This is a genomic window from Miltoncostaea oceani, assembly GCF_018141545.1.
GTDB lineage: Bacteria > Actinomycetota > Thermoleophilia > Miltoncostaeales > Miltoncostaeaceae > Miltoncostaea > Miltoncostaea oceani.
Genome location: NZ_CP064357.1, coordinates 328,503 through 354,509, shown reverse-complemented (window position 1 = coordinate 354,509; position 26,007 = coordinate 328,503). Strand labels below are relative to the sequence as shown.

Annotated in this window: 22 protein-coding genes and 9 tRNA genes; 17 read left to right on the top strand and 14 right to left on the bottom strand. The window is 69.6% G+C overall.

All coding sequences use genetic code 11. The annotated features are described in order from the left end of the window. Window positions 1-12: 12 nt before the first annotated feature. The 9 genes from IU369_RS20585 to IU369_RS20545 all read right to left on the bottom strand — a co-directional run bounded on the left by IU369_RS20585 (window position 13) and on the right by IU369_RS20545 (window position 2,849). Window positions 13-85: transfer RNA gene (locus tag IU369_RS20585), tRNA-Gly, on the bottom strand. 60 nt (window positions 86-145) lie between these two features. Next, window positions 146-217, bottom strand: a tRNA-Gln gene (locus tag IU369_RS20580). Window positions 218-344: 127 nt separating this feature from the next. Beyond that, a tRNA-Thr gene (locus IU369_RS20575) sits at window positions 345-416 on the bottom strand. 80 nt (window positions 417-496) lie between these two features. After that, window positions 497-570, bottom strand: a tRNA-Glu gene (locus tag IU369_RS20570). 44 nt (window positions 571-614) lie between these two features. Further along, window positions 615-687, bottom strand: a tRNA-Gly gene (locus tag IU369_RS20565). A gap of 279 nt (window positions 688-966) precedes the next feature. Beyond that, a tRNA-Ala gene (locus IU369_RS20560) sits at window positions 967-1,040 on the bottom strand. Between the two features lie 1,311 nt (window positions 1,041-2,351). Continuing rightward, window positions 2,352-2,439, bottom strand: a tRNA-Leu gene (locus tag IU369_RS20555). Between the two features lie 190 nt (window positions 2,440-2,629). Continuing rightward, window positions 2,630-2,702, bottom strand: a tRNA-Ala gene (locus tag IU369_RS20550). A 70-nt stretch (window positions 2,703-2,772) separates the two neighbouring features. Further along, a tRNA-Val gene (locus IU369_RS20545) sits at window positions 2,773-2,849 on the bottom strand. An 832-nt stretch (window positions 2,850-3,681) separates the two neighbouring features. Here IU369_RS20545 and IU369_RS20540 point away from each other — a divergent pair. The 11 genes from IU369_RS20540 (at window position 3,682) to IU369_RS20490 (ending at window position 16,578) form a co-directional block, all read left to right on the top strand. Next, complete coding sequence (locus IU369_RS20540; RefSeq protein WP_217925101.1) at window positions 3,682-4,218, top strand: hypothetical protein; 537 nt, start codon at window positions 3,682-3,684, stop codon at window positions 4,216-4,218. Window positions 4,219-4,386: 168 nt separating this feature from the next. Continuing rightward, entirely contained in the window at window positions 4,387-5,208 is an 822-nt protein-coding gene (locus IU369_RS20535) for a hypothetical protein (RefSeq protein ID WP_217925100.1), read from the top strand. Between the two features lie 285 nt (window positions 5,209-5,493). After that, window positions 5,494-8,274 (top strand): GDSL-type esterase/lipase family protein, encoded by a 2,781-nt coding sequence (locus tag IU369_RS20530; protein WP_217925099.1) that lies wholly within the window; start codon window positions 5,494-5,496, stop codon window positions 8,272-8,274. Window positions 8,275-8,459: 185 nt separating this feature from the next. Then, on the top strand, window positions 8,460-9,815 hold the full coding sequence (locus IU369_RS20525; RefSeq protein ID WP_217925098.1) for a hypothetical protein: 1,356 nt from the start codon (window positions 8,460-8,462) through the stop codon (window positions 9,813-9,815). A gap of 404 nt (window positions 9,816-10,219) precedes the next feature. After that, window positions 10,220-11,185, top strand: coding sequence for a hypothetical protein (locus IU369_RS20520; protein WP_217925097.1), 966 nt, complete (start codon window positions 10,220-10,222; stop codon window positions 11,183-11,185). A gap of 72 nt (window positions 11,186-11,257) precedes the next feature. After that, window positions 11,258-11,635 carry a hypothetical protein gene (locus IU369_RS20515; RefSeq protein WP_217925096.1) on the top strand — a complete coding sequence of 126 codons (378 nt, stop codon included), beginning with the start codon at window positions 11,258-11,260 and terminating at the stop codon, window positions 11,633-11,635. A gap of 150 nt (window positions 11,636-11,785) precedes the next feature. Continuing rightward, complete coding sequence (locus IU369_RS20510) at window positions 11,786-13,156, top strand: LamG-like jellyroll fold domain-containing protein (protein ID WP_217925095.1); 1,371 nt, start codon at window positions 11,786-11,788, stop codon at window positions 13,154-13,156. A gap of 142 nt (window positions 13,157-13,298) precedes the next feature. Further along, window positions 13,299-13,745 carry a DUF488 domain-containing protein gene (locus IU369_RS20505; protein WP_217925094.1) on the top strand — a complete coding sequence of 149 codons (447 nt, stop codon included), beginning with the start codon at window positions 13,299-13,301 and terminating at the stop codon, window positions 13,743-13,745. A gap of 99 nt (window positions 13,746-13,844) precedes the next feature. Further along, window positions 13,845-15,104 (top strand): hypothetical protein, encoded by a 1,260-nt coding sequence (locus tag IU369_RS20500; RefSeq protein ID WP_217925093.1) that lies wholly within the window; start codon window positions 13,845-13,847, stop codon window positions 15,102-15,104. Window positions 15,105-15,128: 24 nt separating this feature from the next. Continuing rightward, window positions 15,129-15,791 carry a hypothetical protein gene (locus IU369_RS20495; RefSeq protein WP_217925092.1) on the top strand — a complete coding sequence of 221 codons (663 nt, stop codon included), beginning with the start codon at window positions 15,129-15,131 and terminating at the stop codon, window positions 15,789-15,791. Between the two features lie 193 nt (window positions 15,792-15,984). After that, window positions 15,985-16,578: a sugar phosphate isomerase/epimerase gene (locus IU369_RS20490; protein ID WP_217925091.1), complete on the top strand. Its 594-nt coding sequence runs from the start codon at window positions 15,985-15,987 to the stop codon at window positions 16,576-16,578. Between the two features lie 6 nt (window positions 16,579-16,584). On the opposite strand, the gene IU369_RS20485 is transcribed toward IU369_RS20490, so the two are convergent. From IU369_RS20485 to IU369_RS20475, 3 genes are read right to left on the bottom strand one after another with little or no spacing between them, the layout of a single operon-like run. After that, entirely contained in the window at window positions 16,585-17,382 is a 798-nt protein-coding gene (locus IU369_RS20485) for a hypothetical protein (RefSeq protein WP_217925090.1), read from the bottom strand. Window positions 17,383-17,424: 42 nt separating this feature from the next. Further along, a complete protein-coding gene (locus IU369_RS20480; protein WP_217925089.1) occupies window positions 17,425-18,183 on the bottom strand; it encodes a L,D-transpeptidase in 759 nt (252 codons plus the stop codon). After that, window positions 18,180-19,598 carry an SdrD B-like domain-containing protein gene (locus tag IU369_RS20475; protein ID WP_217925088.1) on the bottom strand — a complete coding sequence of 473 codons (1,419 nt, stop codon included), beginning with the start codon at window positions 19,596-19,598 and terminating at the stop codon, window positions 18,180-18,182. Before IU369_RS20475 ends, IU369_RS20480 begins: the two co-directional genes overlap by 4 nt. Before the next feature lie 213 nt (window positions 19,599-19,811). On the opposite strand from IU369_RS20475, the gene IU369_RS20470 reads away from it, so the two are divergent. The 3 genes from IU369_RS20470 to IU369_RS20460 all read left to right on the top strand — a co-directional run bounded on the left by IU369_RS20470 (window position 19,812) and on the right by IU369_RS20460 (window position 22,139). Further along, window positions 19,812-20,378: a TasA family protein gene (locus IU369_RS20470; protein ID WP_217925087.1), complete on the top strand. Its 567-nt coding sequence runs from the start codon at window positions 19,812-19,814 to the stop codon at window positions 20,376-20,378. A 133-nt stretch (window positions 20,379-20,511) separates the two neighbouring features. Continuing rightward, the gene (locus IU369_RS20465) at window positions 20,512-21,015 is read left to right on the top strand and encodes a signal peptidase I (RefSeq protein WP_217925086.1); all 504 of its coding nucleotides are present in this window, start codon (window positions 20,512-20,514) and stop codon (window positions 21,013-21,015) included. Continuing rightward, a complete protein-coding gene (locus IU369_RS20460; protein ID WP_217925085.1) occupies window positions 21,012-22,139 on the top strand; it encodes a phage tail protein in 1,128 nt (375 codons plus the stop codon). The genes IU369_RS20465 and IU369_RS20460 overlap by 4 nt, the downstream gene beginning before the upstream one ends. Before the next feature lie 65 nt (window positions 22,140-22,204). Here the strand turns inward: IU369_RS20460 and IU369_RS20455 are convergent, their stop codons facing one another. Further along, window positions 22,205-23,296, bottom strand: coding sequence for a DUF11 domain-containing protein (locus IU369_RS20455; protein ID WP_217925084.1), 1,092 nt, complete (start codon window positions 23,294-23,296; stop codon window positions 22,205-22,207). Between the two features lie 157 nt (window positions 23,297-23,453). Between IU369_RS20455 and IU369_RS20450 the strand changes: the two genes are divergently transcribed. Next, on the top strand, window positions 23,454-23,873 hold the full coding sequence (locus IU369_RS20450; protein ID WP_217925083.1) for a hypothetical protein: 420 nt from the start codon (window positions 23,454-23,456) through the stop codon (window positions 23,871-23,873). Window positions 23,874-23,961: 88 nt separating this feature from the next. On the opposite strand, the gene IU369_RS20445 is transcribed toward IU369_RS20450, so the two are convergent. Continuing rightward, entirely contained in the window at window positions 23,962-24,885 is a 924-nt protein-coding gene (locus IU369_RS20445; RefSeq protein WP_217925082.1) for a hypothetical protein, read from the bottom strand. Window positions 24,886-25,068: 183 nt separating this feature from the next. Here IU369_RS20445 and IU369_RS20440 point away from each other — a divergent pair, with 183 nt between their 5' ends. Continuing rightward, window positions 25,069-25,599: an RDD family protein gene (locus IU369_RS20440; protein ID WP_217925081.1), complete on the top strand. Its 531-nt coding sequence runs from the start codon at window positions 25,069-25,071 to the stop codon at window positions 25,597-25,599. A gap of 101 nt (window positions 25,600-25,700) precedes the next feature. Continuing rightward, window positions 25,701-25,970, top strand: coding sequence for a hypothetical protein (locus IU369_RS20435; protein ID WP_217925080.1), 270 nt, complete (start codon window positions 25,701-25,703; stop codon window positions 25,968-25,970). The last annotated feature ends 37 nt before the right edge of the window (window positions 25,971-26,007 follow it).

Genomic DNA, 26,007 nt, shown 5'->3' with positions numbered 1-26,007 from the left:
ACAGAGTGATGAAGCGGCCGGCGGGACTCGAACCCGCGACCTCCAGGTTGGCAACCTGGCGCTCTACCAGCTGAGCTACGGCCGCACGCCGGACAGGCTCCTGCCCGGATACCTCGGGGACGGCTCGTAGAGGAACGAGCCAGGATTGGGAGACCTGGGCTCGAACCAGGGTCCCCGGCGTCAGCAGCCGGTGTCCGTACCTCTGGACCATCTCCCATCGTGAACCGCCACGAGCTCCTCGGCGGGTAAACCCCGGTCCGGCGCTCGCCTATCTCTTGGCCAGTGAGGGCGCTGCCCTGAGTCGGTGTCTATGCGAGACGGCACACCGAACCTGATTCACAACAAGCCGACTGTCGGACTCGAACCGACGGCCCCTTTCGTACCAGGAAAGTGCTCTACCTCTGAGCTAAGCCGGCAAGGAACCTCTCCCGAGGGGAAGGCAGCCCTCGAGTTTCGAGTGATGCCGCCCATCGCGCGGAATCACGGGGTAGACCAGTAGGGCTAGGGAGGTTCGAACTCCCGTCTCCACCGTGAGAGGGTGGTGTCCTGGACCAACTAGACGATAGCCCCATGTGAGTTGGGTCTGAGAGTGGACGTGGACGGACGGATTACGAAGCGACCGATCGGGTTCGAACCGACGACGTTCTGCTTGGAAGGCAGACGCTCTACCAACTGAGCTACGGTCGCGCGTCCCGCGGTGAGCGGGAGGAAGACAGCGCCGGCGCGGTGCCTCACGAAGAGGCGCTATTCCCAGCCGGGTCAGAAGCCCTGGCCGGTTGCCCCGGCGGCAGACTTCGCCACTGGGCGCGCACGAGAAGATGACGACACTACGGCGCGAGGGCTTGCCGCCCCTATTCGCCGCCCGGGTTGGGCCAGGCGTCCTGCCCGCTCCGCAACCCCCCACGGGGACGGGGCGCGCGCCGCGATGCTGAACTGGCGGCTCCCATGCTGTGAGCCGGATCTGAGTGAAAGTGGCGGGGTTCGAACCCGCGACCTTCTGCATGCCATGCAGACGCTCTCCCAAGCTGAGCTACACCCCCTCGTTGCTAGACGTTTCTGCAACCCTCTCCACCGATCCAAAGCATGCGCGACCCCGCTGAGGATTTGCCATGTCAGAACGAAGGGCGGTTGACGGGCGGCCCCATCGTATGGGACTGCTCGTCCCCTTCATGGCCGATCGTGATCGGAGCAGGCTCCGTGGCCAGCGCACCCGGCCGCGCCAGCTCATACACCCGCCTCACCGACAGGGAGAACTCGCGGGCGAGAGACTGAGCTGAGTGCCCGCGCCTCATCCGAGCAGCGATCTCCTCCGCCTGCGACCTGGAAACCTTACGACGCGGCCCTGTCATCGGACACGCCGCCAGAACCTCCTCTATTCTGAGAGATCGGCGCTCGCCCATATAGGGATCTACCGCCATCATGGTTGCGACAGCGCGCCTACCCCGCGCTTGTACGCACCACACGGCTCTACCTGTTGAGCTGCGCGGCGCCGTTCGGCACGCTGACACGCCGAGGATGGAGGCGGCCCGTTCGACCACATCTTGGTCAGTCATGGACAGACTAACGACCGGGGAGCGGGGACGAGAAGGTGCGGGGTGCATGAAGCTGCCCTCTCCTTCTAAGAGTCCCGCTAGCCAGGCCACTTGCCGGTCACGGCACGTCGCCGGCCCGATGACGCTGAAGAGGCTCGACCGAGTAGGCGCATCGTTCCTCGCGAAACCCTGTTCTCGTTGGATTCGACGGATTGTCAGCCGACTGACGCCATGCCTCTCTGCCATCGCCCGCTGCGAGTAGCTCGAGGAGGACCGTGCCTCCAGGATCTCGGCAATCGTCGTTGCCGTGAGCTTCGGTGTGGAATCCGGACGGGAAGCCCAGTCGGACAGGACCCCGGAGATTCTCTCTGATCTGCGATGACCAAGCTCGCCTGCCAAGATGGTCATAAGGTCGGCGGCTCGGTTCCCAGAGACTCGCGCCATGAAGCATTGAGAATGAAGCGGATTCCTCTGGGCCCGGTCCATCACTCCTACGCCCATGAGTGAGGCCGCGCGCTCCACCACATCTCGATCGGTCATCTCGACCTGGACTGCCGGGGTCCGCCTCCCTCGCTGGGTCGTTGTTCCGAACCAGCCCTCTCCTTCGAGCAGACCAGCCAGCCACGAAACTTCGAGGATGTGCACTGTGCGATCCTGCGTGAAGGAAGCATAAGGTTGCCGGGATCTCTAGGACTAGGCATGGCTTGGGCCCCTTAACCCCTGAGCATCTACCAGGACGCCTGGATCTCGCGTGGCCGGTCTCTGCTGGTTCCCTCCTGTGCCGCGGCCAGGTCTGGCGCGGCGGGCCTCTCGCCCCTATGCCGGTGGCAGGTCTCGAACCTGCACGCCCTTGCGAAGAGCACCGGGGTCTGAGCCCGGCGTGTCTCCCAAATTCCACCACACCGGCGGGTGTGCGCCGCCCGCTCCCATCGTTGAACGATGGGCTGGTCGACACTTTGGTGCTCGCCACCCGGAGTGCCCGGGCTGCGCCTGACCCAAAGGTCTGCGCAGGGCGGCTGATCTCCCGGAACCACCGGCCCGCCGATCTGGCGGGCCACACTCGATGAGACTCGGGACGTTTCGTGAAGTGACGATGATGGAGGATGACGGGGTCGAACCGACGACCTCCTGCTTGCAAAGCAGGCGCTCTCCCAACTGAGCTAATCCCCCGCGTGGTGCGGTTACTGCGGATGAAACAGTGGACGGAGGAGACTGCGATCCTCCAGCTTCTTTGTCTTAGTGCTCGAGGCTGGGTTCGAACCAGCGCAAGTGACCCGCGATGTGACCGCGGCGCTCTCCCAACTGAGCTACTCGAGCGTGATGCGTGCGCCGGACAGGGGCGCCTCCTGGGTGATGTTCAGACCTCTCTCGTCCTTGACGGTTTGGAGCCCGCTGGCCCGCGCACTCCCTGCTGTCCGGCAGGTTCATGGCGCGTGGGCGGCTTTCTCCCTACGAGGGGTATTGCCTGATCGAGTCTGGTTGGCGGTGATCTCCTGTCGTCTGTCGGTGTGTGAGTGGGTGGAGCGGGGTCCTGCGGTGCGAAGCTGCCTGGGTCGTGTGGCCGCTTGAGGGCTGGCAAGGCCTTCAGCGGCGGAACGCCTCCAGGAACGAGAAAGGGCGGCCTGTTGGCCGCCCCCTGGCGTTTCGGTCTGGATGTCTAGCCGGCTTGGCTAGATGTCCCACCTATCGCCTGGAGGCATGTGCTCCTGGATCCCCTGGGCCGCAAGCACGACCTGATGCGCGGCGGCATCAGCGATGCCCGCGGTCAGGTGGAGTGCCAACGTGTATCCAGTGGTGGAGCTCATTGCGATGAAGGTAGCACCTCTGTCAAGACATGCATGTGATTGCTCGTGAAAGTTTCTCATCGACCGCCGGCGGGCCACGCTTGACGTCCGAGCCGGGCCGCCCGAACGTACGCGCCCTCCCACCGGTTAGGGTCTGCGTCCGTCCGAAGCAGACTCGAGGGAGATCAATGAGATCCGTCTTTCGCCCGACTGCCATGGGGAGCGCCGCCGTGGCGCTCCTGATGGTGCTCGCTCTCAGTGCCTGTGGGGGAGGTGATGATGATGAGGGCTCACCCGCAGGATCAGCCCCGGCGCCCGCAGAGACGAGTGCCGCCCCCTCCGGCGGCGTCTTCGACCCGTCCCTGGTGACGGTCGGCCCCACGACGTGCGAGGCGGTCGGTGACGAGCTGGTCGCCATCTCCGCGCCCGTGACCAACGCCGGCGAGGTGCCGGCGCGGATGCGCCTCGGATCGAGCGTCGGCGTCATCTCCGATGGAGAGCCGACGAACCGATTCGGATCCGACGTGGCAGTACGCGTCGAGCCGGGCGAGACCGCGATCATCCACACTTCGATCAGCCTGGCGCAGGGGCAGCAGTTCGCGACCCCGCTGAGCTGCAGTCTCGACCCGCTCGCGGACCCGGTGGTCTCGGCAGTGTCGATCGACAGCGAGGACCTCGCCCTGGAGCTCGCATCGAGTGTCGACGAGGTCAGCTGCTCGGGAGATGACGGCCAGTGCGTCGACGAGGTCACCTGCACGGACCCGTCCGGCGGCACCGCCGACTGCCAGGTCGCGCTGCGCGGGCCCGGGGCCGGGGCTGGGGGCGGCGCCTCGCGTCTGGACTACGAGGTGGTCGTCGGCGAGGACGGGGCCTGGGAGAAGACCCTCGTGGCCTCCTCCTGATCCTCTAAGCAACGAGCCGGGGCGACGTTCGAGTGAGAACGTCGCCCCGGCCAGGCTGCCGAGTCCGCGGCCTTGAACATGGGCTCGGCGCCGTTGCCCCGAGGGCCACCTCGCACACGCGACGCGAGATCTCAGCGACGCTGTCGGCCGCCTCAACAGAGTGCGGCCATGGACATTCCCCGCACGACCACCGACCTCGTCGTCGCCTGCTGCAACGAAGTCGACGCCCCCGCCCACCCGCGGTTCGACGCGGTCGCCGCGGCGGGATGCCTCGCCGTGGTGAGCGCCTTCCAGCCCGCGTTCGAGCTCCGCGACATCCGCACCCCCTACCTCGCGCGCCGGCTCGCGGAGGGCTTCGCCGCAGCCATCGAGCGCATGGGACAGGCCGTGAGCGTCGAGACGCTCCTCGGTGCCGGAGATGATCTGGTGCGGGACATGGTCACAAGGCGGCGGGGGCTCGGCCTCGCGATCGCCGCCTATCTGCCCAAGGAACGGGTCATCGTCCGCTACGGCCGGGTCGGGGTCCGGGTCGACGATCTCCCTCACCCTCCCGATGTGAGCAGCCTGGAGCCGATCGCCGCCCGGCGCGCCGAGGCGCTCGAGCGGATGCTCGCCGAGGGGGCATCTGTCGAGGACCTCCTCGACGACGACCCGACCCGCGATCGCACGATGATGCTGGAGCACGTGGCTCTCGGCCTTGCGAACGAGCCGGGGGCGAGTGGCATCGGGGGCTATGGGCTCCTCGACGGACGCGGCGTCCACGAGGAGTACATGGAGGTCATCCCGCTCACGGTGGGCCAGCGCCTCGCGCTCACCAGTCTCGGCTACCCGTTCCCCGGCACGAGCCACCTCGAGAGCGAGCGCGCGCTGGAGCGGACGCTGAGCCTCGATCCCTTGCGGATCATCCGCGGCTGCCGGGACCTGACAGGTGCCCGGCCGGGCCTGGGGGACTTCGGCCCCCGGGCCTTCGCCGGCACGCAGGTGGCCTAGGACTCTGCGCCCCTCAGGTCCCAGCGGGATGCGATTCCGCGTCTGGGCCGTCGGGCGCCGAGGCTAGGGACCACCGGCCCACGCGCCGGTCCATGAGGGGCGGCGACGGAGGGGACCGAGATCCGCGCAGCGCGCAGGGATGGCCGGCCCTGGGGCATGCGGAGCGGAAGAACCACCCGTTCGGCTAGTGGCGACGATGAGGGGCCGCGCAGAGAGTGTCGAACCACTCTGACATCGCGGGGACAGGCGCAGTGCCTGAGTCGCCATGACGCGAGGGCTGCGCGGATGCACACTTCGCTCGACACCGGGAACCTGCGATCTGCGTCGCGCGCGCTGATGATCGTTTTGGTCGGCGCTCTGCTCCTCGCCCCCGGCGCCGGGCAGGCGTTCGGGATCTCGACGATCGGGCCGACCGAAGGACCCGCCGGGTTCGGGTTCACCCTCGTCACCGACGAAGACTGCCCGGCGGATACCGGCGACCAGAGTTCCGAGCTGCGTGGCTACGTGGACGGCGTTCAACGACTTACCTGGCAAGACGCAACCGGGACCGCTCGGCGGGCGCTCTTCCCGACCGTCACCACCGCGGCGACCGGACCGCACAGCGTGCGTCTCGAGTGCGTCGTGGTGAGCGCCGGCCCCCCGCGGACCACGCGGGTGGTCTGGACCTCGGATGCGGTCCCCTACACGGTCACCGGACCGGCGCGTTCCACCCAGGTTGCCCAGACCACCGTCGTGCCCGGCGGGTCCGTGAGGGTCCTGAGCGGGGCGCCGCTCGGGCCGGCGCCCTGCCCGCGGCTGACCGGCGAGGACCGTATGGCACTCCGGATCCAGGGGCTTGCCGGCGGCAATCGCATCGAGCGCGTTCGCATCGACGACCGGCCGAATGGGTTCACCATCGCCGTGCCGGACAGCCAGGCCCCCGGCTCCCAGATCACGGTCACGGCGATCTGTGAGGGCTATACCCTGACCGGCGGCCTGACGTTCGGAACCACGACCCTTCTCGAACACCTGCCGGTCCAGGTCCAGGTGGTGGCGGGCGAGCCCCCCTTCGGCCGGTGCCCCTACGGGCCGCGGCGGGCAGGGGACCTCAACTGCGACAACGATGTGGAGGTCGCCATCCTCGGCGACTCCTACATCTCCGGGGAGGGCGCAGGGGACTACGGCGCCAGTGGATCGTGCCACCGGAGCGAGCACAGCTGGGCCTACCAGTCAGTGGAGACGTTCGCCGACACCATCCACTTCCTCGCCTGCAGCGGCGCCAAGACCGAGGATCTGCGCAGGGCCGTCACCGAGAACGGGCAGCCCCCTCAGATCGCCAGGCTCCGCGCCCTCGGGGGAGCGGACATCGTCCTGGTGTCGGTTGGAGGCAACGACCTGGGCGTGGATGCCGGTCTCAGTGAGTTGATCATCGAATGCACCCGCTCCGACTGCTCGAGTCCCGCACGGCAGCAGCACTGGCTCGCGCGCGCCGCCGACGCCGAGGCGAAGATCACCGCGACACTGCGCGAGATCAAGCAGGCCGGCACCCACAACGGGGCCGAGCCGCTCGTGATCCTGAGCGGTTTGCCGAACCCCGCGGCGCCTCCGGAGAGCTGCAGAGCCGAGACGCGCCGCGGCCCCGACAACACGATCACGACCGTCCAGGGAACGGCGGTCAGCCGCGAATCCACCCTCGGCTTCAGCGGCGCCGAATGCCGCTGGATCAGCGACCAGCTCCTTCCCCGGCTGCTCGGGTCCCAGGAATCAGCCGCCGAGCAGGCAGGCGTCGTGTACGAGAACCGTCCGCTCGAGTGGCTGGCCGGTCGCGGCGCCTTCGCCGGCAACGGCAATGAGTGGTTCCACTCCTACCGCGCCTGGCCCGGGATCCCCGAGAGCTTCCACCCGAACCGGACTGGCTGGGACTCGTGGGCCCAGGCATTCCGTTTGGCCTGGGTGACCAGCGGGCGCATCTTCACCGAGCGCAACCCACCGCCTGGCCTGCCGCGGCCGACGCCCGCGGCGACTGGCTACATCCGCGCCCTCACCGGCCCTGATGGTCGGGTGGTCGCCTGGTCCTCAAATGTGCCTGCGAGCTTGCAGGATCTGCCAGACGGGACGCAGGTGGTCGTCGCGAACTTCTCCCTTCCGACCGAGGTCGCGCGCGTCACCGTGCGAGGCAGCACCCGCATCGATTTCAGAGTGCCGGTGGGCGCTGCTCCCGGCGCGCACCGGCTCGAGGCGTGGACCGTCGATGGACGCTTCCTCGGTAGCGTGCCCTACTCGGTCCAGGTGCCTGCCAACTGCACCGTCGGACCCGATATCGACGGCGACCGCCTGGCGGATGCGTGCGACCCGAGCCCCCTGGACGGCCCTGCCGCGGACGCCGACCGCGATGGAGTGGCCAACGAGGCGGACAACTGCCCCACGATTCCGAACCCTGGTCAGGAGCCGGGGCCGTGGGGAGCCCAGACCGGCGCGCACTGCGCCCTCGCCGCCACGCCGCCGACCCTCCCGGGTGATCTCGGGGACGTGGACGACGACGGGGTTCCCGACTCGACTGACAACTGCGCGGTCCTGGCCAACCCCGACCAGGCCGACTCTGACCGCGACGGCGTCGGCGATGCGTGCAAGGCGGCCCCCGCCCCCATCTTCGCGCCCGGACCGGTCGCACCCGTTCCCGCAGTCCCCGCGCCGCCAGGACGGAACGTGCAAGGTCCCACTGCGAGCCCGCGGCCTCGGGTGACCATCACCCAGAGGGCCTGCGCGCCCCGAGCTTCGGCCGCCAGGTGCCGCGCTCAGCGCGGGCGGGCGCCCGGGTGGAAGGTCCTGCGTGGCACCGCAGTGGGGGTCTCCTCGGTTCGGGTCGTGGCGCTCCTCCGGGTCTCGGGCGGCGTGTGCCGTTCGCTCACCACGGGCCAGCGGAGCCGTGCGGCGCGCTGCTCAGCCACTACCACGGGCGGAACGCTCGTCCGGGTGGTCCGTGGGCGCTGGTCGGTGCGTCTGCGCGGCGTCACGGCCGGGCGACTGAGCGTGAAGGTGCGGGCAGGCGGCGCTCGCGCAAGCGTCACCCGGACCCTGACCCGCTAGACGTCAGGACAAGGATGATCGCTCTCCATTCGTCATCGCCGGCAGGCGCGAGCGCCCCACCGGTAGGCCTGCGATCGCGCAGGGGGGCTCTGCTCTGCGTGCTGGTTGCCTGCGGTGCGCTCATCGCTCCGGGAGCGGCCGACAGGGCCACCTCAGCGCCCCTCGCCGAGGACTGGTGCGGGCAGATGCGCTCGTTCGCGCCCGCCGAGGAGCGGGCGGGTGCACCCACGATCCAGCTCTTCTACGCGCGCCCTGCGGACGTCGTCCCGGATCGAGCCCGGATGGGCGCCCTGATTCAAGACGTAGTGCGGTATAGCGAAGAGGACATCCTCGAGGCCAGCGGTGGCCGCAAGGGCATCCGGGTGCGCACCGGCGCAGGCGCCTGCTCGAGCAGCCATGTCGACATCGTCGAGATCGTGCTCGGACCGCAGGCGGGTTACCCCGACCTCGCCACTGTGTACGCCGAACTCAGGCAGCGGATCGGGAGGACCCCCTTCATCACCTGGGCCGGCGTCACCGAGATCGGGTGCTGCGGGCGGGGCGGATCGAGCGCCCTGTTCCAGCCGACACCGATCTCCCCCGCGCAGGACCGGGCCCTGAATGGGAGCGGCCTGGCTCTCACCGGCGGCTTCGACTTCCCCGACAACTTGGTCTTCACCCACGAGCTCTTCCACGCGCTGGGCGCCGTCGGCCGAAACGCACCCCACGGAGATGATCAGGGACACATCGCCGAGGGAGACCTGATGGACCCGTTCGGGACCGGATCCATCGACCCCGGCCGCGACGACTACTTCAATCCGGACGGACCGATCATCGGCCGGGACGGCTCCCGGCTCTGGAACATCTACGACAGCCTCTTCCTCTGTCCCGCGGAGAGCTGCAGGAACCCACCAGCACCGCCGGCGGTGCGCCTCGAGGCGACGGCTGTTTCGACGTCAGCCTGGACGGTGCGGGCCTCAGGTGCGACTCACTACCGCTGGTACGTGGACGGAAACCTGCGTGAGGACCTCGCCGGGCCGGATGCGAGCAGCGCGCGCGATCCTTGGTGGCCCGTTCGCATCACGGTCCGTGGCTTCGCCGCAGATGGATCGATCAGCGAGCCGATCGAGGTCATCATCCCGGCCGTCCGTGACGAGACGGCACCCGGCGGCAACCCATTCCCCGGGCCGGTGAACGAAGGGCCACTTCTGCCTCCGCCGGTGGTCTCAGAGCCAGCTCCGAAAACCCCGGCCCCGCCGGCCGCCGGCACGCCCCTCTCGCCCCCGAGAGCGTTCACAGTCCGCCCGCGCATCCTCTCGGCTCGGGCCTATGGGCGCACGCTCAAGGTTCGGATCCGCTCAGGCAACGGCAGGCGCCTCAACGTGATCCTGGTCGGCCAGGGGCGTCGCATCAGCCTCGCTAGCACGCGCGCCGGCCGGCCTCGCACCATCACCATCACCTACCGCCGACCGGCTCGAGTGCGTCCGGGACGCTACGTGCTCGAGGTGCGCGCGCCCGGCCAGCCGCGGGCCGTCGTGCGTCAGGCCGTCTGGCTCCGGTAGGGCTTCTCGCGGGTTGCGGGACGCGGGAATCGGGCGCGGTGCGACTTGCCCGATCGCCCCTTGCCCTTTCACCCCTAGGACTCGGTCCAGTTTGACCCTCGCTAGCGCCCTTCTCCACCCTCTCCAGGGGGTGCCGATCGACGGCTTCCGGCGTCCACCTCTCTCAACCGTGATACCGCCCTCAGCGGACACCAAGGCGGACGTACGCCTGCACCTCCTCCGAGACACTTCGCAGCCAGAACCACTGGGGCACCTCACCGGCTCCGAGCCTGTCCTTTCGGGGAGGTGCAAGCAGCCGAAGGCTGGTTGAGTATGCTCGCGAGCCCAGGTGCGCGGATGAGTCGATCAGGGGAGCAACAGCGATGAGCAGTCGATCAGGTCTGCGGACCTGGGTAGCGGGCGCAGTGATCGCCATCGCAGTCGGGGTCAGCGCGACCAGCGCGGTGGGTGCGAGCTTCACGATCATCCCGAGCACCCCTGTCGCAGAGATCGCTACGACGTTCGGCGCGGACGTCCAAAGCGATGCTCAGAGCTGGCTCCACGTCAAGTACCGACCCGCTGGGGGAGCAGGGTGCGCTCCGAGTCCTGAGGCGGATCCTGGCAGCTATCTCGTCAACAACGTGCGGGGAACCGGAGCACGACGGATCAGTGTGCTAGAGACCTTCTCGTCTGCCGGGACGTACCTGCTGTGTGGGTGGCTCCGAGACGCTGACTTCAACGTGCTCGCCGCCCAGACGGGGACGCTGGTCGTGAGAGCTCCGCTCGCCAACGTCGTCATGACCGCTCCGGCTCTGGCGCCGTTGCGTCGTGCGTTCGTGGTGACCTTCTCGGGGCAGACCGAAGCCCCGCGTTACCTCTACGTCGCATACCGAGCGGCGGGAGGAGCCCCGTGTGCACCGACGCCGGCGTCCGAGACGGGCACCTGGATCGCCTCCGGCGATCGCGTCGAGGGCGCGTTCTCCTTCCCGAAGACCGTCACTCTTGACACTCTCGGAAACTTCATGGTCTGCGGCTGGCTCGCGTCGAATCAAGATGATCTCGCGCCGCTGGCGCGCTTCGAAACGAAGCTGACCAACGTCCGTCCCACTGTGGCCTCCGCACCCGCCGCACTGACGAAGGTCGGTGTGAGCGGCCGGAGGCTCAGCACCGGGATCCGCCTGCCTACAGCGGGCGCGCTAGTCGTCCGTCTCGTAGGTAAGGGTCGGCGCATCACCCTTGCCTCCGTGCGCGTCACCGGCCCTCGGACGGTTCGCGTCGGCTACCGGCGTCCGGCGCGAGTCCCCAGGGGGCGCTACGTGCTCGAGGTGAGATTCCTCTCGGCCGGAGCGACGGTGGGCTCTGTGGTGCGGCGGTCGGTGGCCTTTCGCTAGTGCACCGTTGCGCCATCTAAGCGGCAGTCCCTGCCCTGCGCCGGCACGACGCCGGGAAAGGTGGAGGAACGCATGCCCCTGAGCGATCGCGAACTCGACCTCATCGAGCTGAGGGGTTTCGACGCGGCGAGGGCGCTTCCACTCAAGGACCGCGACGCGGCGCTGGACGCCTACTCGGAGGGCATGAACCAGGGCATGCTGATGGGGTTCTTCGTCGTCTTGGAGAGCTACATCCATCAGGGCCTGCCGCGCGAGCGGACCGCGCCGTCGCCGTGGATCTTCCCGACCAAGAAGGAAGCCGACGAGCGCATCACGCAGCTCGGGGGCGTCCGCAGCGACGGATACACGCGACAGGTCCTCGCCGTCACGACACGCGACCGGGCCCGCAGGCTGCTGTCCCTGATGGACGACCAGCCGCGATGGGCCGACGCCAAGGCGCCCCGCGCCTGAGCTCACCGAGGAACCTTCGCCCGGACGGACTCATCCCCCGCTCGAGCGCCGGCGGGCCACGCCCGCACCCGGGGACGGCTCGCCCTCCCCATTCGGCCTGCAATCCGTCAGAAAGGGGCGTGCCTCTCCGGGGCGCCCTAGACCCTGGGTATGCGCCGCCTCCATCGCCGCTCCCGCCGCGGCTTCACGCTCATCGAGCTGCTCACGACGATCAGTGTGATCATGCTGCTCGCAAGCCAGGGTGTCTCGATGTACCTCGGCGTGACCGAGCAGGCGGAGACGACCCGGGCCAAGGCGCATCTCTACTCGGTCTGGAACTCGGCGCGCCACGACCGCGCCTTCAGTCTCGCCGGGCAGGCCTACTCCGCCCCGACCGCCCTCGCCTCCTACAGCTCGGGTGAGACCAACCTCGATGTGGTCAGCGGTGTCTGCCCCTTCGATGGAGGGCCGGCTCTCGACACCCGCATCCTGGTCGATGAGGACCGCACCGACGACCAGACACTGACCCTCTTCGTGAAGGCGGCAACCGGCGAGGTGTGGAGGCTCCAGGCCCTCGGGGACCGCCAGCCCGTGGTCAGCCGCTCGACCCAGTGCTCACCGCCGGCGCCGAACGTCCTCCCCCAGGCCGACTTCTCCTACATGCCGGCCGCCCCGCAGGCGACCCGCAACGTCACCTTCACCAACGCGTCCGTCGACCTCGATGGGGACCTGACGCTGATCGAGTGGGACCTCGACGGCGACGGCGCCTTCGATGACGGGACCGGCGAGACCGTCGTCCACGCCTACCCGACCGCCGGCGCCCGCCAGGTCTCGGTCAGGGCCACCGATGACCGCGCCGGTGCCGACGTCCACACCGAGCAGGTCGTGATCGGCGCAGCTCCGCCGACCTACGCCCAGGTCATCGCATCGCGCGGCCCGGGGCTCTACTGGCCGATGAACATCGTCGGCGGCGAGATCGCGGACATCTCCGGAAATGGATTCGACGGCAACGTCGCCGGCGGGAGTGTCAGCAACTCCGCGATCGGGGTCGTCCCCGGCGGCTCACTCTTCTTCAACGGCGGCTACATCGCAGGCCCGACCGCCAACGAGCTCGGCATCAGGACCGGAGACTGGACCTTCGAGGCCTGGGTCAACGCGCCTGTCCTGACCGACCCGAAGGCTGTCGGTGGAGCCCGTGAGGCCGGGGCTCTCTGGGTCGACGGAGACCGGCCGCTGCTCTGGGCCGAGGACGGGACGACTCTGATCGGCGCGGCGACGATGCTCCCGAACCAGTGGTACCACATCGTCGGAACCCGCCAGGGCAACATCCTGTCGATCTACCTGAACGGGATTCTCGTCGGCACCAGCGACAACCCGAACCTCGGCACCACCAACGGCAACACTCCGACCCGGATCGGGGCCGACCCGGCGAGCCCGAACTCGGGCGACCGCATCCGCGGCAACATCGACGAGGTCGCGATCTACAGCCGGGCTCTGTCTGCGGCCGAGGTCCTCGGGAACTACCAGGCCGCCACCGGCTGAAGTCTGATCACGCCCTGGCATCTGGGGCGAGCGAGTCGGGACTGCGCGACGGCCATGCCGGTCGCAGCCCCCCCCTGAGCCGGCGTGCCCCGCGATGAGGGTTCGGCCCCCGCCGGTCGGGCCCGCGCCTACCCTCTCCGGCATGGAACCGATCCTCTGGCATGTCGGCTATCAGCGCACCCGCTCCCCGGCAGACCTGGCCTCCCAGCTGAGCACCGCCGGCATCACGCTGGTGCTCGACGTGCGCCGGCGCCCGCGCTCGCAGCGACCCGGCTACGATCGCGCCGGCCTCGAGCAGGAGATCACCGCCGCGGGGCTGCGCTACGCCTCGGTGCCGGCCCTTGGTGCTGCCGATCACCTGGCCGACCGCTGGCAGGCCGACCACGAGGGCGCGATTGCCGCGCTCGGCGAGCACCTCGAGCAGACGGCGGCCCCAACGCTCGATCGACTGGTCGAGGTGCTCGCCATCGAGCGGGTCGTGGTCATGTGCATGTGCCCCTCCCTCGACCGCTGCCACCGCCGGGCGGTTCTCGAGCGCGTCAGCGCCCGCCTCCCGAACCTCCGCATCGAGGCCTTCCCGCTCGCCTGAGGCCACCATCGGCCGGGGTCGGATCACGCACTGAAAACACACTCGAGAATCTGACGCAGGACCGCGTCATAAGCCCTTCGATGGCGCATATTGAGAGGTATGGGACGGGGATCAAGCGGGCGCGACTCATTCGGCCTGCGAAACCGGCGACGCACCCTCGCCGCGCCAAGCGAGCGGACCTTCCCCGAGAACTACGATCCCGCCGCCGCGGCGCGGGAGGCGCTCGAGAGCTACGCCAGCCCCTACGAGGGTCGCGAGGCGACCACGGGCCGAATCTCCGGCGGGGATGCCGGTGCCGCGATCCGTCGCGCCCAGGCCTTCGCGAACTCGGCCGAGGAGCGCGTCGGCATCGGCATCCGACTCGCACTGATCAACGACGACATCTCCCGAGCACTCGAACTGCGGCGCTCCCTGCGGCCGACGGCCGAGGACCCGCAGCCCATGACCCTCAGCGCAGCCCGTCGCCTGGCCATCTTCGAGGGGTTCCTAGGAAAGGGCAGCCTGCCCTCACAGACCTGGCTCGATCTCGATGCAGGACTGATCGCCGACACCGTTTTCGACTACGAGACCCGTCGCCTCTGCGGCGACCGTGCGGAGGCCCTGTTCGGCCTGCGCAAGCCGCGGACCGTCGAAACGCCGGCCACGAGCCGCGAGCAGATCATCCAGCGCCTCCACGCCGTCCTCCGGCACCCCGACAGTTGGAGGACCGACGCCGAGCTTGTCGGTGATTCTCCACGGATCATCGGCCTGCGCGCGCGCAAGGACGCCCTGGCCGACTTCATCGCCACCGATCTGGCCGGCGTCAGCGCCGTCGTCGAGACGAGCCTGAAACTTCAGGTCAGCCTGCGCGTCTCCTCGGGGACGGGTAAGCCCCACCTCGTCCGCCTGAGTGAGGTGGGCAGGGGAAGGAACGCTCCCATACAGCACCTGTGGGCGAGCGATCGCACCGCCCTCATGAGCAACATCAAGACCCCTTCCGGCTCCGACGCCCTGAAGTTGCCGAGCGCGGGATGCGACCATCGCGGGGCAACCTGGGAACTGGACCGCCTCGGTACCCTCGACCCCGATCAGATGCGCCTGGCCTGCCCTGACTGCCTGCGCGAGCGCGTCGCGATCGCCCCTCTGCACCGTGTCCAGGGGGTCGACCTCACCGGCCGCGAGGATGAGTACCTACGCATCCGCGCCGCGATGGCCTTCCTCGAGGGGGATGCTCGGCCGATCACGAGCCTGGACGCCCTGAGGATCCGCGACGGGCAGATCGCCCTCGACCCTCGCGCCCACGCACACCGGCCCGCGGTCCCTGCGGGTGGCTCCCCCCGCTCGGTCGCCGGCCTGATGCGCCGCGGGCGCGGCATCTGATCGTTTCCGTCGTAGCGTGACCTCGTGATCACCGCACCGTTCCGGGACCTCCAGCGCAGCGGTCGCATCTGGCGTGATGCCGATGAGACGAACCGGTCGGTGCTCTCGGCCGCCCTCGATGATCTGCCCGGCGAGGTCGTCGACTGTGCGAGCCCGAACCTCCGTGACTCCTACATCGCCTACCGCGCGCCGACCGAGGGAGGCGGCGATGTCGTCGTCTGCCTGGTCGCCCGCCTCCAGTGGCACAAGCACTACCGCGACATGGACTACACCATCTCCATCGAGGGTTCATCCTTCCACTCGCCCGCCAAGTGCCCGGCCCGCATCCTCGCGCTGCTCGACCCTCCCGAGGTCATCCACGCGCCCGGGCAGGCCAGGGTCGTCGAGCGGTGGCGGGCGCGCTGCACCGCCCATCTGGAGCGTATGAAGGCCCTCCCCCGGGTGCGGCGCGGCGACACGATCGTCTTCGAGCGTCCGGTGAGGATCTCCGGCGCCCGCATCACCCATCTGAAGTTCCTCTACGGGTCCACCTTCGAGCAGCCCGGGGCCACCCGGCTGCTCATGATCCACCGCTGGCGCGAGCGCGAATGGCGGATCGAGCGCGATGAGACATCGGGAGCGTGCGCGGCGCCAGCCCCCGAGTCCGCTCTTGCCGATCTCCTGCGCGAGTCGGGCTTCGCCGCCTGAAGCTTCGGCAAAGCCTCGCGGACGAGGAGCCTTCGCACCTACCCTCGCTGCGATGAGACCCTCCGGCCAGTCCCCCTCACACCACCCTGGCTGCCAGCTGCTACGGCGAGGCGGCCGACGCGTCGGAGTCTCGAGCGGGGCGTTCACCGATGCGCGCGGCGACTGGACACGGCTGCGAGGACTGATGGCGGCGGTGAACCCCCTCATCGGCGAGTACTCCTGCCTGTCCGCCCATGAGCTCGAGGGGCTCGAGCGGTCCCTGCGCGACGATCCCCCGGCCATCGCCATCCACGCCTCCCTCCACGCGCCGGCAAAGGACCTCGGAGCCCTCGATGAGGCGGAGCGCATCGACCGCCTGCGCCGGCTCCAGTCGCTGCTGCGTGGCGCCCCGGTGATCGTCCACCCCGATGTCATCGAGGAGCCCGAACGCTGGGGTGTCTTCGGCCAGACCCTCGTGATCGAGAACCTCGACGGCCGGCGCCCGGGCTTCAGCGACGCGGACGAGCTCGCGGACTGGTTCGCGGCGCTCCCGCACGCCGGCCTCTGTCTCGACCTCGCCCACCTGAGCACGCTGGAGGATCCCCTCGGGACGGGCGACGGGATCCTCTCCCGTCATGGCCCGAGGCTGCGGCAGGTCCACCTCTCATCGATCGGAGACGACGGCCATCATCGGGTGTTGGAGAGGACGGACCTGAACAGCCACCGAGAGCTGCTCAGGCGCTGCGCCCACGTTCCCTGGATCATCGAGGCGATCGGCCCCGACCAGCAGCTGGTCGGGGGCCCCTGACATCCCTCAGGGCGCGGTCGGCGTCCAGATGAAGTCCTGATTGGCCGTGTCGCCGTCGACATCCTCGGCAGACAGCTCACACCACTCGTCGCGCTGGCGCACGCCGTTGTCGCAGCGACCCTCGCCCACCGGGTCCGCCTCGTCCCAGGTGATCCACATCGCGCCGTCGCCCCCGACACCCGGCGTGTCCACGTAGCGGTTCGAGCCATCGGCCGGCGGGAAGGTGCTCAGGGTGTACTCACCGTCAGCCTCCGCGAGGGTGACGAGAGGGAAGAACGTCGGGCGCTCCGGGCCCGGCACCGGCGAGTTCTCGACCGCGAACCGGATGCTCTCGGTGCCAGTGGCCTCGCTCTCGGCCTGCAGGGAGTCGGGCGTGATCTCCTCGCCGCTCGCGACGACGCGCTGGACCACATCGCGGGCGTCCATCAGCACATCGCGCGCATCGAGCAGCTCCACCGGCAACTCCTCGTCGGAGGCGCGCTCGGCGGCCAGGGCCTCGGCGATGTGCTCGGTCGCACCACAGGTGATCTGCTCGGTGGCGTCGCCCTCGAAGACCCCCCACTCCCCCGCCTCGCATCCGAACTCCGCCGAGCCGTCCGACTCGATGATCCGGTACGCGCTGATGTCGACGCCGAAGGCGGTGTTACCACCCCCGGATGAGGGCGCCGCGGGTGTCGATGAGTCGTCGGATCCGCCGCACGCCGCTGACGCGGCGATCGTGAGCACGACGAGGGAAAGCACCAAGGGGTGCCTTGTCAGCATTATCCGCTCCTGTGAGGCGCGAGTACGCGCGATGGGCGGCATCCTAGCGGGCGGTGGGAGCACCACCGCCCGCTTCTCGTTCCCCTAGCGCGTGACGCGGACCGGCACGCCGGCTTCGAGGTTCTTCGCCAGGAAGGTCACGATCCCGTTGGGGATGCGGATGCAACCGTGCGATCGAGCCGAGCCGAGGGGGTCGCTCAACGCCGCTCCACCGCGGCCGTGGATCGCGACGAGGCCCGGTCCCCCGGCGAACCTCTCGAGGACGTTCGAGTAGGCGGTCAGCGTCAGGACCCAGGGGCCGTAGAAGCCGCCGTTGCCGGGCTGACGCACGATCTCACGGACCGCGAAGGTGCCGTAGGGCGTCGGCGTGGAGGGCTTGCCGACCACGACCGGGCTGCGCTTGATGAGGCGGCCGCCGCGACGGATCTCGATCGTCCGGGTGGACACGCGCACATGCACGCTCCAGGTCGTCCGGTGGAGACGGACGAGATCTGCCGGGATCCAGCCACGAGAGCCGTTGGGGCGCATCGGGAGGATGACCTGCAGGTACTCGCGCCCGCGCACGACCCGGTGGGCCGTGACGGCGAGCTTGGTCGCCGAGGAGGTGTAGCCGCCGGTGGGGGTGAGCTTCATCCGCACCCGGCCGGCGCCCGGCGCCGAGGTCGCGCTCAGCGGAACGAGCACCCGGGCGATCTCGGTCCCCTTCGGAGCGGGCGGACGCGCCGTCGCGCCATCGGCCGAGGGGATCGGGCCGATGAGGGCCATCCCGATCGCCGCGGCAATCAGCACGAGTCCGAGGGCGGCACGCCGGAGCGGACCGAGCCAGAGGATACGGCCGCTCATCGGGTCACCGGGACCGGGCGGGCGATGATCCGGGTCTGGATGATTCGCACCGGCGCGCTCGCGCGCACCCGGGCGGCGTTCGAGGCCTCAGCCTCGGCGATGTTCAGGACGCGCTTGACGCCCCCGGAGCGATCGGTCTTCGCGCGGAAGCTGACGGTGCGGCCCGCGCCGGGAGCCAGGTTCCCGACACGCCAGACGAGCTCACCGCGGATCAGGCGCGCTCCCCCGAGCTTGGAGATGCTGACCCCGGCCGGGATCGGGTCGCTGACCACCACATCCCGCGCGATCGAGGTGGAGGTGTTGCGGACGCGCATGGTGAACGTGACGACCGCGCCGGCCTTCACGCTCGGCTTCGAGGCCTTCTTGGTCAGGGCGATCACCGCGGCCGGCGGGCGGAATCCGAAGTCCTGGTCGATGATCCGCGCGCCGGAGAGCAGCGTCAGCGGACCGATCAGGGCGCGGCCGTTGGCCGGGCCGTCGGCGTCGCCGGAGCTGATGAGACCCACCGGGCCGTTCGCGGCGACGCGGTAGACACCCGGGGGAAGCGAACCGAAGCAGTAGCGACCGTCGGCGCCTGTGACCACCGAGCCGGCCGCCGCACCCGAGAGCGTGATCGTCGTCTGGGGGACCGGGGTGAGCTCCTGCGGGTCGCGGACGCCGTTCTCGTTGACGTCGCGGTAGGCGAATCCGCAGATCTCACCCAGGCGGGCGTTGGCGAAGACCGCGCTGGTCGTCTGACCCGAGCTCACCGACCGGGTCAGGGAGGTCGGGCCGATGGCGATCCAGCCGGCCATCGTCCCCTCCTGGACCTGATACTCGCCCACGAGGAGGCTGCTGATCACCAACGAGCCGTCGGCGCCGGTGGCGAAGTCGCGCTGGACCGAGGAGAGGCCGGTCGGGCCGATCAGCCTGATCGGCCAGTTGCTGACTCCGGGCTCCCCCGCCTCGCGCTGCCCGTTGCCGTTCAGGTCGTCGAACTTCTGGATCGCGAGCGTCCCGACGGCGTCGGTGACGTTGAAGCTCACGAGCGCACTCGCCTCCAGCTGGACGTTCGAGTAGTAGCTGATCCTCACGTTCCAGTTGCCGGGCGTGGCGCCGGCGGGGATCGTGTAGGCCCCGTTGCCGACGATCGGTGAGCTCGCCCCGGAGGCCGGGAAGGTGTCGAACTGGACCGCGACGCCGGACGGGTTCAGCACCTCGACCGTGTACTCATCCGGGGTCGAGTCGAAGGTGATCGAGTAGTTGTAGGTCACCTGGTTCGCCCCGTCATTGAGGACCGCCTGAGGCGGGGCCGGCGCGCGGTTCAGCGACACCGAGTTCGCCGAGAGGGCGGGTGTGGCGAACAGGGTGAGACCGGCGAGCGCCAGACCGGCGAGCGCGACGAGGCGCAGCAGCGCGATTCGTGAGGATGTCATCGACCCACGCTAGGTGTCAGGCACCTCGGCCGAGCCATTCTCGCGTTGGCCGGGCGCGGTCGCGGTTCATGGAGCTCAGCGCGCAGACACTGACCGGACGGTTAGTTTCGATGATCTGGGCCCCTGCCACTCGCATGAAACGTCGGTATCTGACGTGCGCCCGCTTGAATCGACATCAACCCAATCGCGCGACATCGCGCCAGGAAGGATGTGTTGAGCTTGAAGTCACTGTCTTCATACCGCCGTCTCGCCCTCACACTCCTCGCTGTGGGCTCCGCGGGTGCTGCAATCACCCTCGGCAGCCTCGCGGCATGGAGTGACCAGACCACCAACCCCGGGAACACCGTCACCGCGGGCACCCTGGACCTGACCAACGACAAGGACGGCCTCGCCGTCTTCACCGCCGCCAACGTCGCTCCGGGGGACTCCGGCTCTGACACGGTCGAGCTGACCAACGCCGGCTCGATCCCGATGGCCGTCTCGCTGACGCAGGACCAGCTCTCCACGTCGGGCATCGAGTCCAGCCTGCGCCTCAGCATCCACGACGCCGCACGCGACTACTGCTACTACCCCGTCGCCGCTGCCGGCCCGTGTGCTTCGCGCGGCGCCTGGGACGCGAACCTGACGGCGCTGCCGCTCGCGAACGCCGCTGGTGGCGCCCTGTGGCCCGCCGGCGAGGCTCACACCTTCAACGTGAGCTGGGAGCTGGTGACCGCCTCGACCAACGCCGATCAGGGCAAGGTCGGCTCGTTCCGTCTGGTCTGGGACGCGGCCCAGTAGTCCCTGGGTGATGACGGTCCCACCGACCGAAACGAATCATGGCGAGGGGGCTCAAACGAGCCCCCTCAGTCATGCATCACCACCTCTGCCCCCGAGGAGGGCCGCGCGTGCCGCGGGGCTGACCGCCATGCGGATGATGCGCAGCCTCGCGCTCTTTCTCGCCGTCGCCCTCGGGCTCGCCCTCGGCGCGGCGACTCTCGGCACCCACGCGCTCGGCTACCGGACGGTGGTCATCCAGGGACCGAGCATGGAACCCCGCATCCCCCTCGGTTCGCTCAGCTTCATCCGTCCCGTCCCGGTCGAGCAGATCATGGTCGGCGACGTGATCACCTTCACCCGCACGCCAGAGAACGGCGGGGCGCGCGTCACCCATCGCGTCTCGGCGATCGCGGATGACCAGAACGGCCGGGCCTTCACGACCAAGGGCGACGCCAACCCCGTCGCCGATGCGGCCCCGGTCATCTACGCCTCCGGGACCGGCTGGCGCGAGTTCCTGAGCGTGCCCTACGCCGGGACGGCGATGACGGCGCTCCAGAGCGGCCCGGGCCGGATCGCGTTCCTGGTGATCCCGGTTCTGCTCCTGCTCGGCGGTGCCCTGCATGCGATCTGGCGCTCAGGCGGGAGCACGCGACCGTGAGGTCCAGCGCGCCCCGTCCCCGCCGCTACGCCGGCGCCATCGTCCTCGTCATGATCGCCTTCCTCATCGGCGGCGCCGCCGGCCTGGTCGCCGCCTGGAGCGCCTCGACCTCCAATCCGGGGACCGGCGCCCAGGCTCTGGTCCTCGCCCCCTCGGCCAACGTCACCGCCTCGACCCCCGGCGGTCCGTGCGTCAACGTCGCGGTCTCCTGGACCGCGGTCCCCGGCGCCACCAGCTACCGGCTCGAGAGCCGCTCGAACGGCGGCCCCTGGATCATCCGCAGCGCCTCCACCGGGAACGTCACGAGCTTCACCGACACCGGCCCGTATGCGATCGGCCAGCTCGACTACCGGCTCACGAGCCTGATCACGGGCACGTCATGGACGAGCGCCTCGAGTGCGACCTCCAACCAGCTCATCTGCTCGCTCATCGGTCCCGTTACGAGCCTCTCGGCGACCAACCCCTGCAGCATCTCGAGCATCGGCTGGACCGCCGCCCCTGGCGCGAACAACTACGACGTCGAGCGCCGCGTCAACGGAGGTGCCTGGACGACGCTCGCCACCAACCAGGCCGCGGCGACCTACACCGATTCCACCATGCACGCCAACGGCGCGAGCGTCGAGTATCGCATCAGGCCGGGCGTCGGCGCGACGAACGGCAGCTACTCCAGCCCGGCCGCGATCACCGACTGGCAGAACTTCCGCGTCCTCTCGATCGCACTCACCAACGGCGGCGTCGCCGGCACGATCGGCGCGGGCGACCAGGCGACGATCACCTTCTCCAAGCCTGTCGCACCGGCGAGCCTCCCGGCTGCGACCTCGATCTTCCTCCAGCGAAACGGGGGGCAGCGCGGCATCTACTTCGCCTCCACGAACACGACGATCACCAACGCCATCGGCCGCGTCCAGACGCCTAACAACACCTTCGGCACCAACACCACCCTCACCGGGGCCGTGAACTGGCTGAGCGGCGACACCGTCTACCAGTGGACCCGATCCGCTGGCGCGACGACGCAGTCGGGAACGATCGCGGGGCTCCCCTTCACCGCAGGTGGCGGCGCTCGCTGCGCGGCGGACAACTCGCTCCAGCAGACCTCCACGCCGACACTCAGCGGGAGCTGGTAGGGCCCGTAACGGGATCGGGGGTCCTCCGCGCAGCTCGTGGAGGACCCCCGATCAGAAGGTCAGGCTCAGCCCGTGGTGGCGACGGTGCGCTGACGCGGACTGCCGAGGGCGCTGACGCTGGCATCGTCGGCGACACGGGGGGCGTTCGAGGCCGTGGCGGCGGCGCGGTTGGTCATCAGGCGGGCGGTGCCGATGTTGCGGTCGACACGGCTGGTCAGGACCCGGACGCGGGAGGCGCCGGGAGCCAGGGTGCCGAGGCTCCAGCAGACCTTGCCACCGCGGAGCTTCGCGCCGGGGGCGCGGACGAGGCTCATGCCTCGGGGCAGGGTGTCGCAGAGCTGGACGGCGCGCGCGGCGCCGGTGCCGGTGCTGCGAAGGCGAAGGGTCCAGCGGACGGTGCCACCGGCGCGGACGACACGGCGGTCGGCCGTCTTGACCAGCGCCAGACGGGCGGCCAGGGGACGCGCGACCGGACCGGGCTCGCCGCGCGGCACGAAGACCGGCGCCGGGGCTGCCGCCGGGGCGGGGGCGACCGGAGCGGGCGAGATCGGCTCGGGCATCGGGGATGCGGGTGTGGAGGGCGGGGCGACCGTCGGGGCCGCGACGCCGAAGTTGATCGTCGCCTGCGAGTTCAGCGCACCGGGCGAGGAGTAGTAGTTCACGACCACCGAGTAGGTGCCGGGGGCGGAGCCCATCGGCACGGTGTAGGTGCCGCTCATGTTCGGGTAGGCGCTGCGGTTCGCGGGGGTCATCGGGACCGCGTTGCCGGGGTAGGTCGGCGAGCGCCGGGGGTCCTGGAGGCGGACGACCTGCGAGGTCACGTACTCCGAGTCGGAGACGACGCGGTCGCAGACCGTGTAGTCGAAGGTCTGGGTCTGGCCGGGGGCCACGGTCGCCGGAGGGGCGATGCCGACGCCGAGGACGATGCCGTCCGGGCAGTTGGCGGCCGGGGCGTCACCGGGAGCCGCCGCGGCGAGCGCGGGGGCCGAGAGGAGAACGGTGCCGAGGGCGCAGAGGGTCGCCGCACGCCGGGCCGTCGAGCCGATACGCCGGTGACGGATCGCCGGGTCGCTCGGGGTCGCCTGGGCGGCGAGGGTCGCGGTCAGGGGACCAGGGGCGGCGGAAGTGCTCCGCACCGTCGGGGTCGCCATCTTCATGTTCTTTCCTTGTCCGCGTGCCATTACTGACATCAACGTAGGCCCTCGCACGACGGCTGCCTGGTTCTCGTGAGCGGACTTTTCCTGCTCGACGCGGTACTCGGACGCAAGCGAGAAGGGCCTCGGTGGCACGGGACGGCGCCTATGGTCGCGACTCATGGAACCCGATCAGATCGTGCTCTGGAAGCGAGAGTTCGCCCGCGTCGTCATCGACGCCATCCCCACCTATGAGGACGCGATCCGCCTCCTCGCCGACAGCCAGGACGACCCCGCCTCCCATGAGGCCGCGCTGCGCGAGATGGTGATGATCGGCCGCCAGATCGGCCTGCCGCTGATCGCGGCCTGCCGCACCATCGAGGAGCTCAGCAGGCTCGGCGCCTTCGCCGGCACGCCCGATGACGAGCACCCGCGGATCGCCCTCTCCCTCACCCGGGTCCTCGGCGAGAGCATGGCGCTGATGATCACCAGCGACTACTCGAGCCTCGCCGCCCAGCCCCTGATCGACCCTGCCGAGGTCCGGCGTCTCGCCGGTGAACCCGCGACCGAGGCCTGGCTGCTCGCGAACGCCGCCGGCTGAACCTCACCGCATTCGAGTTCTCACCCGTGTGAACAACGGACGTCATTGCCCACACGAGCGGCCCTTCGCTTGAACAAGGGCCGCGGGCTCAGCCGACGGTCTGGCGCTGACGTCCGCCGACGAACATCCCGCAGGATGCCTTGACGTCGAAGCCGACCCGACCGACGATCTGGACCCGTGCTCCCGGGATGCCCGCGGCGAGGATGGCGGCGTTGCGCTCGATCACCTCGAGTGCTGGCTCGCGCCCCTGCTCCGCGGAGAAGGGGTTGTAGCGGACGATGTTCACGTCGCAGCGCAGGCCGGCGGCGTTCACGGCGGCGACGATCGCCTGTGTGTCGGCGACGCTGTCGTTCTCCCCCTCGATGTAGGCCCAGTGGATCACCGGCACCTTGCGACTCGCGGCCTGGTAGCGCACCAGCTTGGCGAGCGCCTCCTCGTGGTCCAGGGCGTCCGGCAGCCAGCGCCGGCGAAAACCGGGGTCGGTCGAGTAGAGGGAGTAGTAGAAGTCAACCGGGATCCCACCGAAGATCCGGTTCAGGTCCTCATCGGCCATCGCGCGCGGCATGATGGTGGACAGCTTGAAGGAGGGCATCAGCCCTCGCTCGCGCGACATCTGCGTCAGAGCCCAGAGCATCTCGTCGGCGCCGTCGCGGATCAGCGGGTTCGCGAGCACCTCGCCGCGCGACATGAAGTTGAAGTGGATCGTCTGCGCGACCGGGCAGCCGTCGGCCACGAGGCCGTCGTAGTGGTCGAGCACCGTCCGCGCCTGAGCGATGATCTGCGGGACGGTCATGTCGATCCCGCGGGTCTGGCGGCTCGCCGTCAGTGCGCACATCCGGCACCCGCGCCCGCAGCCTCCCTGTGAGGACAGGTAGCAGATCAGGTAGTCGTCGCGGCGGCGCACGTAGCGGGTCTCGATCATCCCGTCCGCGCCGCCGAGGTCCGTCACCCAGTTGACCGACTCATCGAGATCGGAGTCGAGGCGGACGGTCGTGAGTGAGGGGGCGGTCATCCCCCGAACGTAGACGCGGGGTCGGGTAACGAGGGCAATCCTCGACCTGTGAGGACTGTCAGTGCCCGTGGACCTCGACGTGCACGATCCCGGGCGAGAACAACTGTGGGCGCCAGGGCGCCAATGACCCCGACAGGGAAGGATTTCACGTGCCGGTCGACACGCTCCCCATGATCGCCGGCGATGAGCAGCCCTTCGTCCGATCAGTCGCCGGCACCCCTCGATCAGCCGCCGATGGAGCGGTCCGCGTACGGCGGCTTCTGGCGCCGGGTCGTCGCCTCCCTCCTCGACGCCGTCCTCGTCGCGGGCGCCAGCCTCGCGTTCATCGTCGCCTCCATGTGGCTCGGAGGCCATGGGGTGTCCGGCGATGAGGTCGCGATGAAGCTCGATCACCTCGGAGGGCTCGCCAACCTCTACTTCTTCATCGTGGGACTCGCATACGCGGCCTTCTTCGAGTCGAGCGCCCAGCAGGCGACTCCCGGCAAGCAGCTCCTCGGGCTCCACGTCGCCGATGCGCAGGGCCGGCGGCTGACCTTCAACCGGGCCCTCGCCCGGCACCTCGCGAAGATCGTCTCGAACCTGACGCTGCTGATCGGCTACCTGATGGTCGCCTTCACCGCCCGGCGCCAGGGCCTTCACGACAAGATTGCCCGCACCGTCGTCCTGCGCGGCCGCCCCGTCGCGGGCGACGGGGCGGCTCCCGAGACCCCCTGAGGTCCACGCTCTCCCGGCCCTCACGGCATCACGAGGGCAGCCCGCTGGGCCCGGGCGGCCTATGTTGATCGGGCCGGTGGCCGCCGGCGATGAGGAGGACTGTGAGCGGGACACCTGACGAGAGCTGGGACATCTGGAGCTTCGTCCTCGCGGTTCCCGACGCCGAGGCGTTCATGGAGGCGACGCTCGCGATCGACGACCGCGTTGAGACGGATCCGATCCCTGACTGCTCGGAGTCGGGTGTCCTCGGCCCCGGCCGCTACGAGCTGATCATCGAGCGACCGCAGGCCGAGGCCCGCCTCCAGGTCGAGGCGCTCATCGCCCGCCTGGGGACCCCCGCCGAGGTCATCGAGGTGCGCCGCGGCGAGTGATCACCCGCTCACCGCCGGCTGTTGGGGCCGGGGGTGA

What these genes read in the sequence shown, in the direction of transcription:
- IU369_RS20535 (WP_217925100.1), top strand. Translation starts at nt 4,387, where the DNA reads ATGGACATTCCCCGCACGACCACCGACCTCGTCGTCGCCTGCTGCAAC.
- IU369_RS20530 (WP_217925099.1), top strand. Translation starts at nt 5,494, where the DNA reads ATGCACACTTCGCTCGACACCGGGAACCTGCGATCTGCGTCGCGCGCG.
- IU369_RS20525 (WP_217925098.1), top strand. Translation starts at nt 8,460, where the DNA reads ATGCGCTCGTTCGCGCCCGCCGAGGAGCGGGCGGGTGCACCCACGATC.
- IU369_RS20515 (WP_217925096.1), top strand. Translation starts at nt 11,258, where the DNA reads ATGCCCCTGAGCGATCGCGAACTCGACCTCATCGAGCTGAGGGGTTTC.
- IU369_RS20510 (WP_217925095.1), top strand. Translation starts at nt 11,786, where the DNA reads ATGCGCCGCCTCCATCGCCGCTCCCGCCGCGGCTTCACGCTCATCGAG.
- IU369_RS20505 (WP_217925094.1), top strand. Translation starts at nt 13,299, where the DNA reads ATGGAACCGATCCTCTGGCATGTCGGCTATCAGCGCACCCGCTCCCCG.
- IU369_RS20500 (WP_217925093.1), top strand. Translation starts at nt 13,845, where the DNA reads ATGGGACGGGGATCAAGCGGGCGCGACTCATTCGGCCTGCGAAACCGG.
- IU369_RS20485 (WP_217925090.1), bottom strand. Translation starts at nt 17,382, where the DNA reads ATGCCGCCCATCGCGCGTACTCGCGCCTCACAGGAGCGGATAATGCTG.
- IU369_RS20480 (WP_217925089.1), bottom strand. Translation starts at nt 18,183, where the DNA reads ATGAGCGGCCGTATCCTCTGGCTCGGTCCGCTCCGGCGTGCCGCCCTC.
- IU369_RS20475 (WP_217925088.1), bottom strand. Translation starts at nt 19,598, where the DNA reads ATGACATCCTCACGAATCGCGCTGCTGCGCCTCGTCGCGCTCGCCGGT.
- IU369_RS20465 (WP_217925086.1), top strand. Translation starts at nt 20,512, where the DNA reads ATGATGCGCAGCCTCGCGCTCTTTCTCGCCGTCGCCCTCGGGCTCGCC.
- IU369_RS20455 (WP_217925084.1), bottom strand. Translation starts at nt 23,296, where the DNA reads ATGAAGATGGCGACCCCGACGGTGCGGAGCACTTCCGCCGCCCCTGGT.
- IU369_RS20450 (WP_217925083.1), top strand. Translation starts at nt 23,454, where the DNA reads ATGGAACCCGATCAGATCGTGCTCTGGAAGCGAGAGTTCGCCCGCGTC.
- IU369_RS20445 (WP_217925082.1), bottom strand. Translation starts at nt 24,885, where the DNA reads ATGACCGCCCCCTCACTCACGACCGTCCGCCTCGACTCCGATCTCGAT.
- IU369_RS20440 (WP_217925081.1), top strand. Translation starts at nt 25,069, where the DNA reads ATGAGCAGCCCTTCGTCCGATCAGTCGCCGGCACCCCTCGATCAGCCG.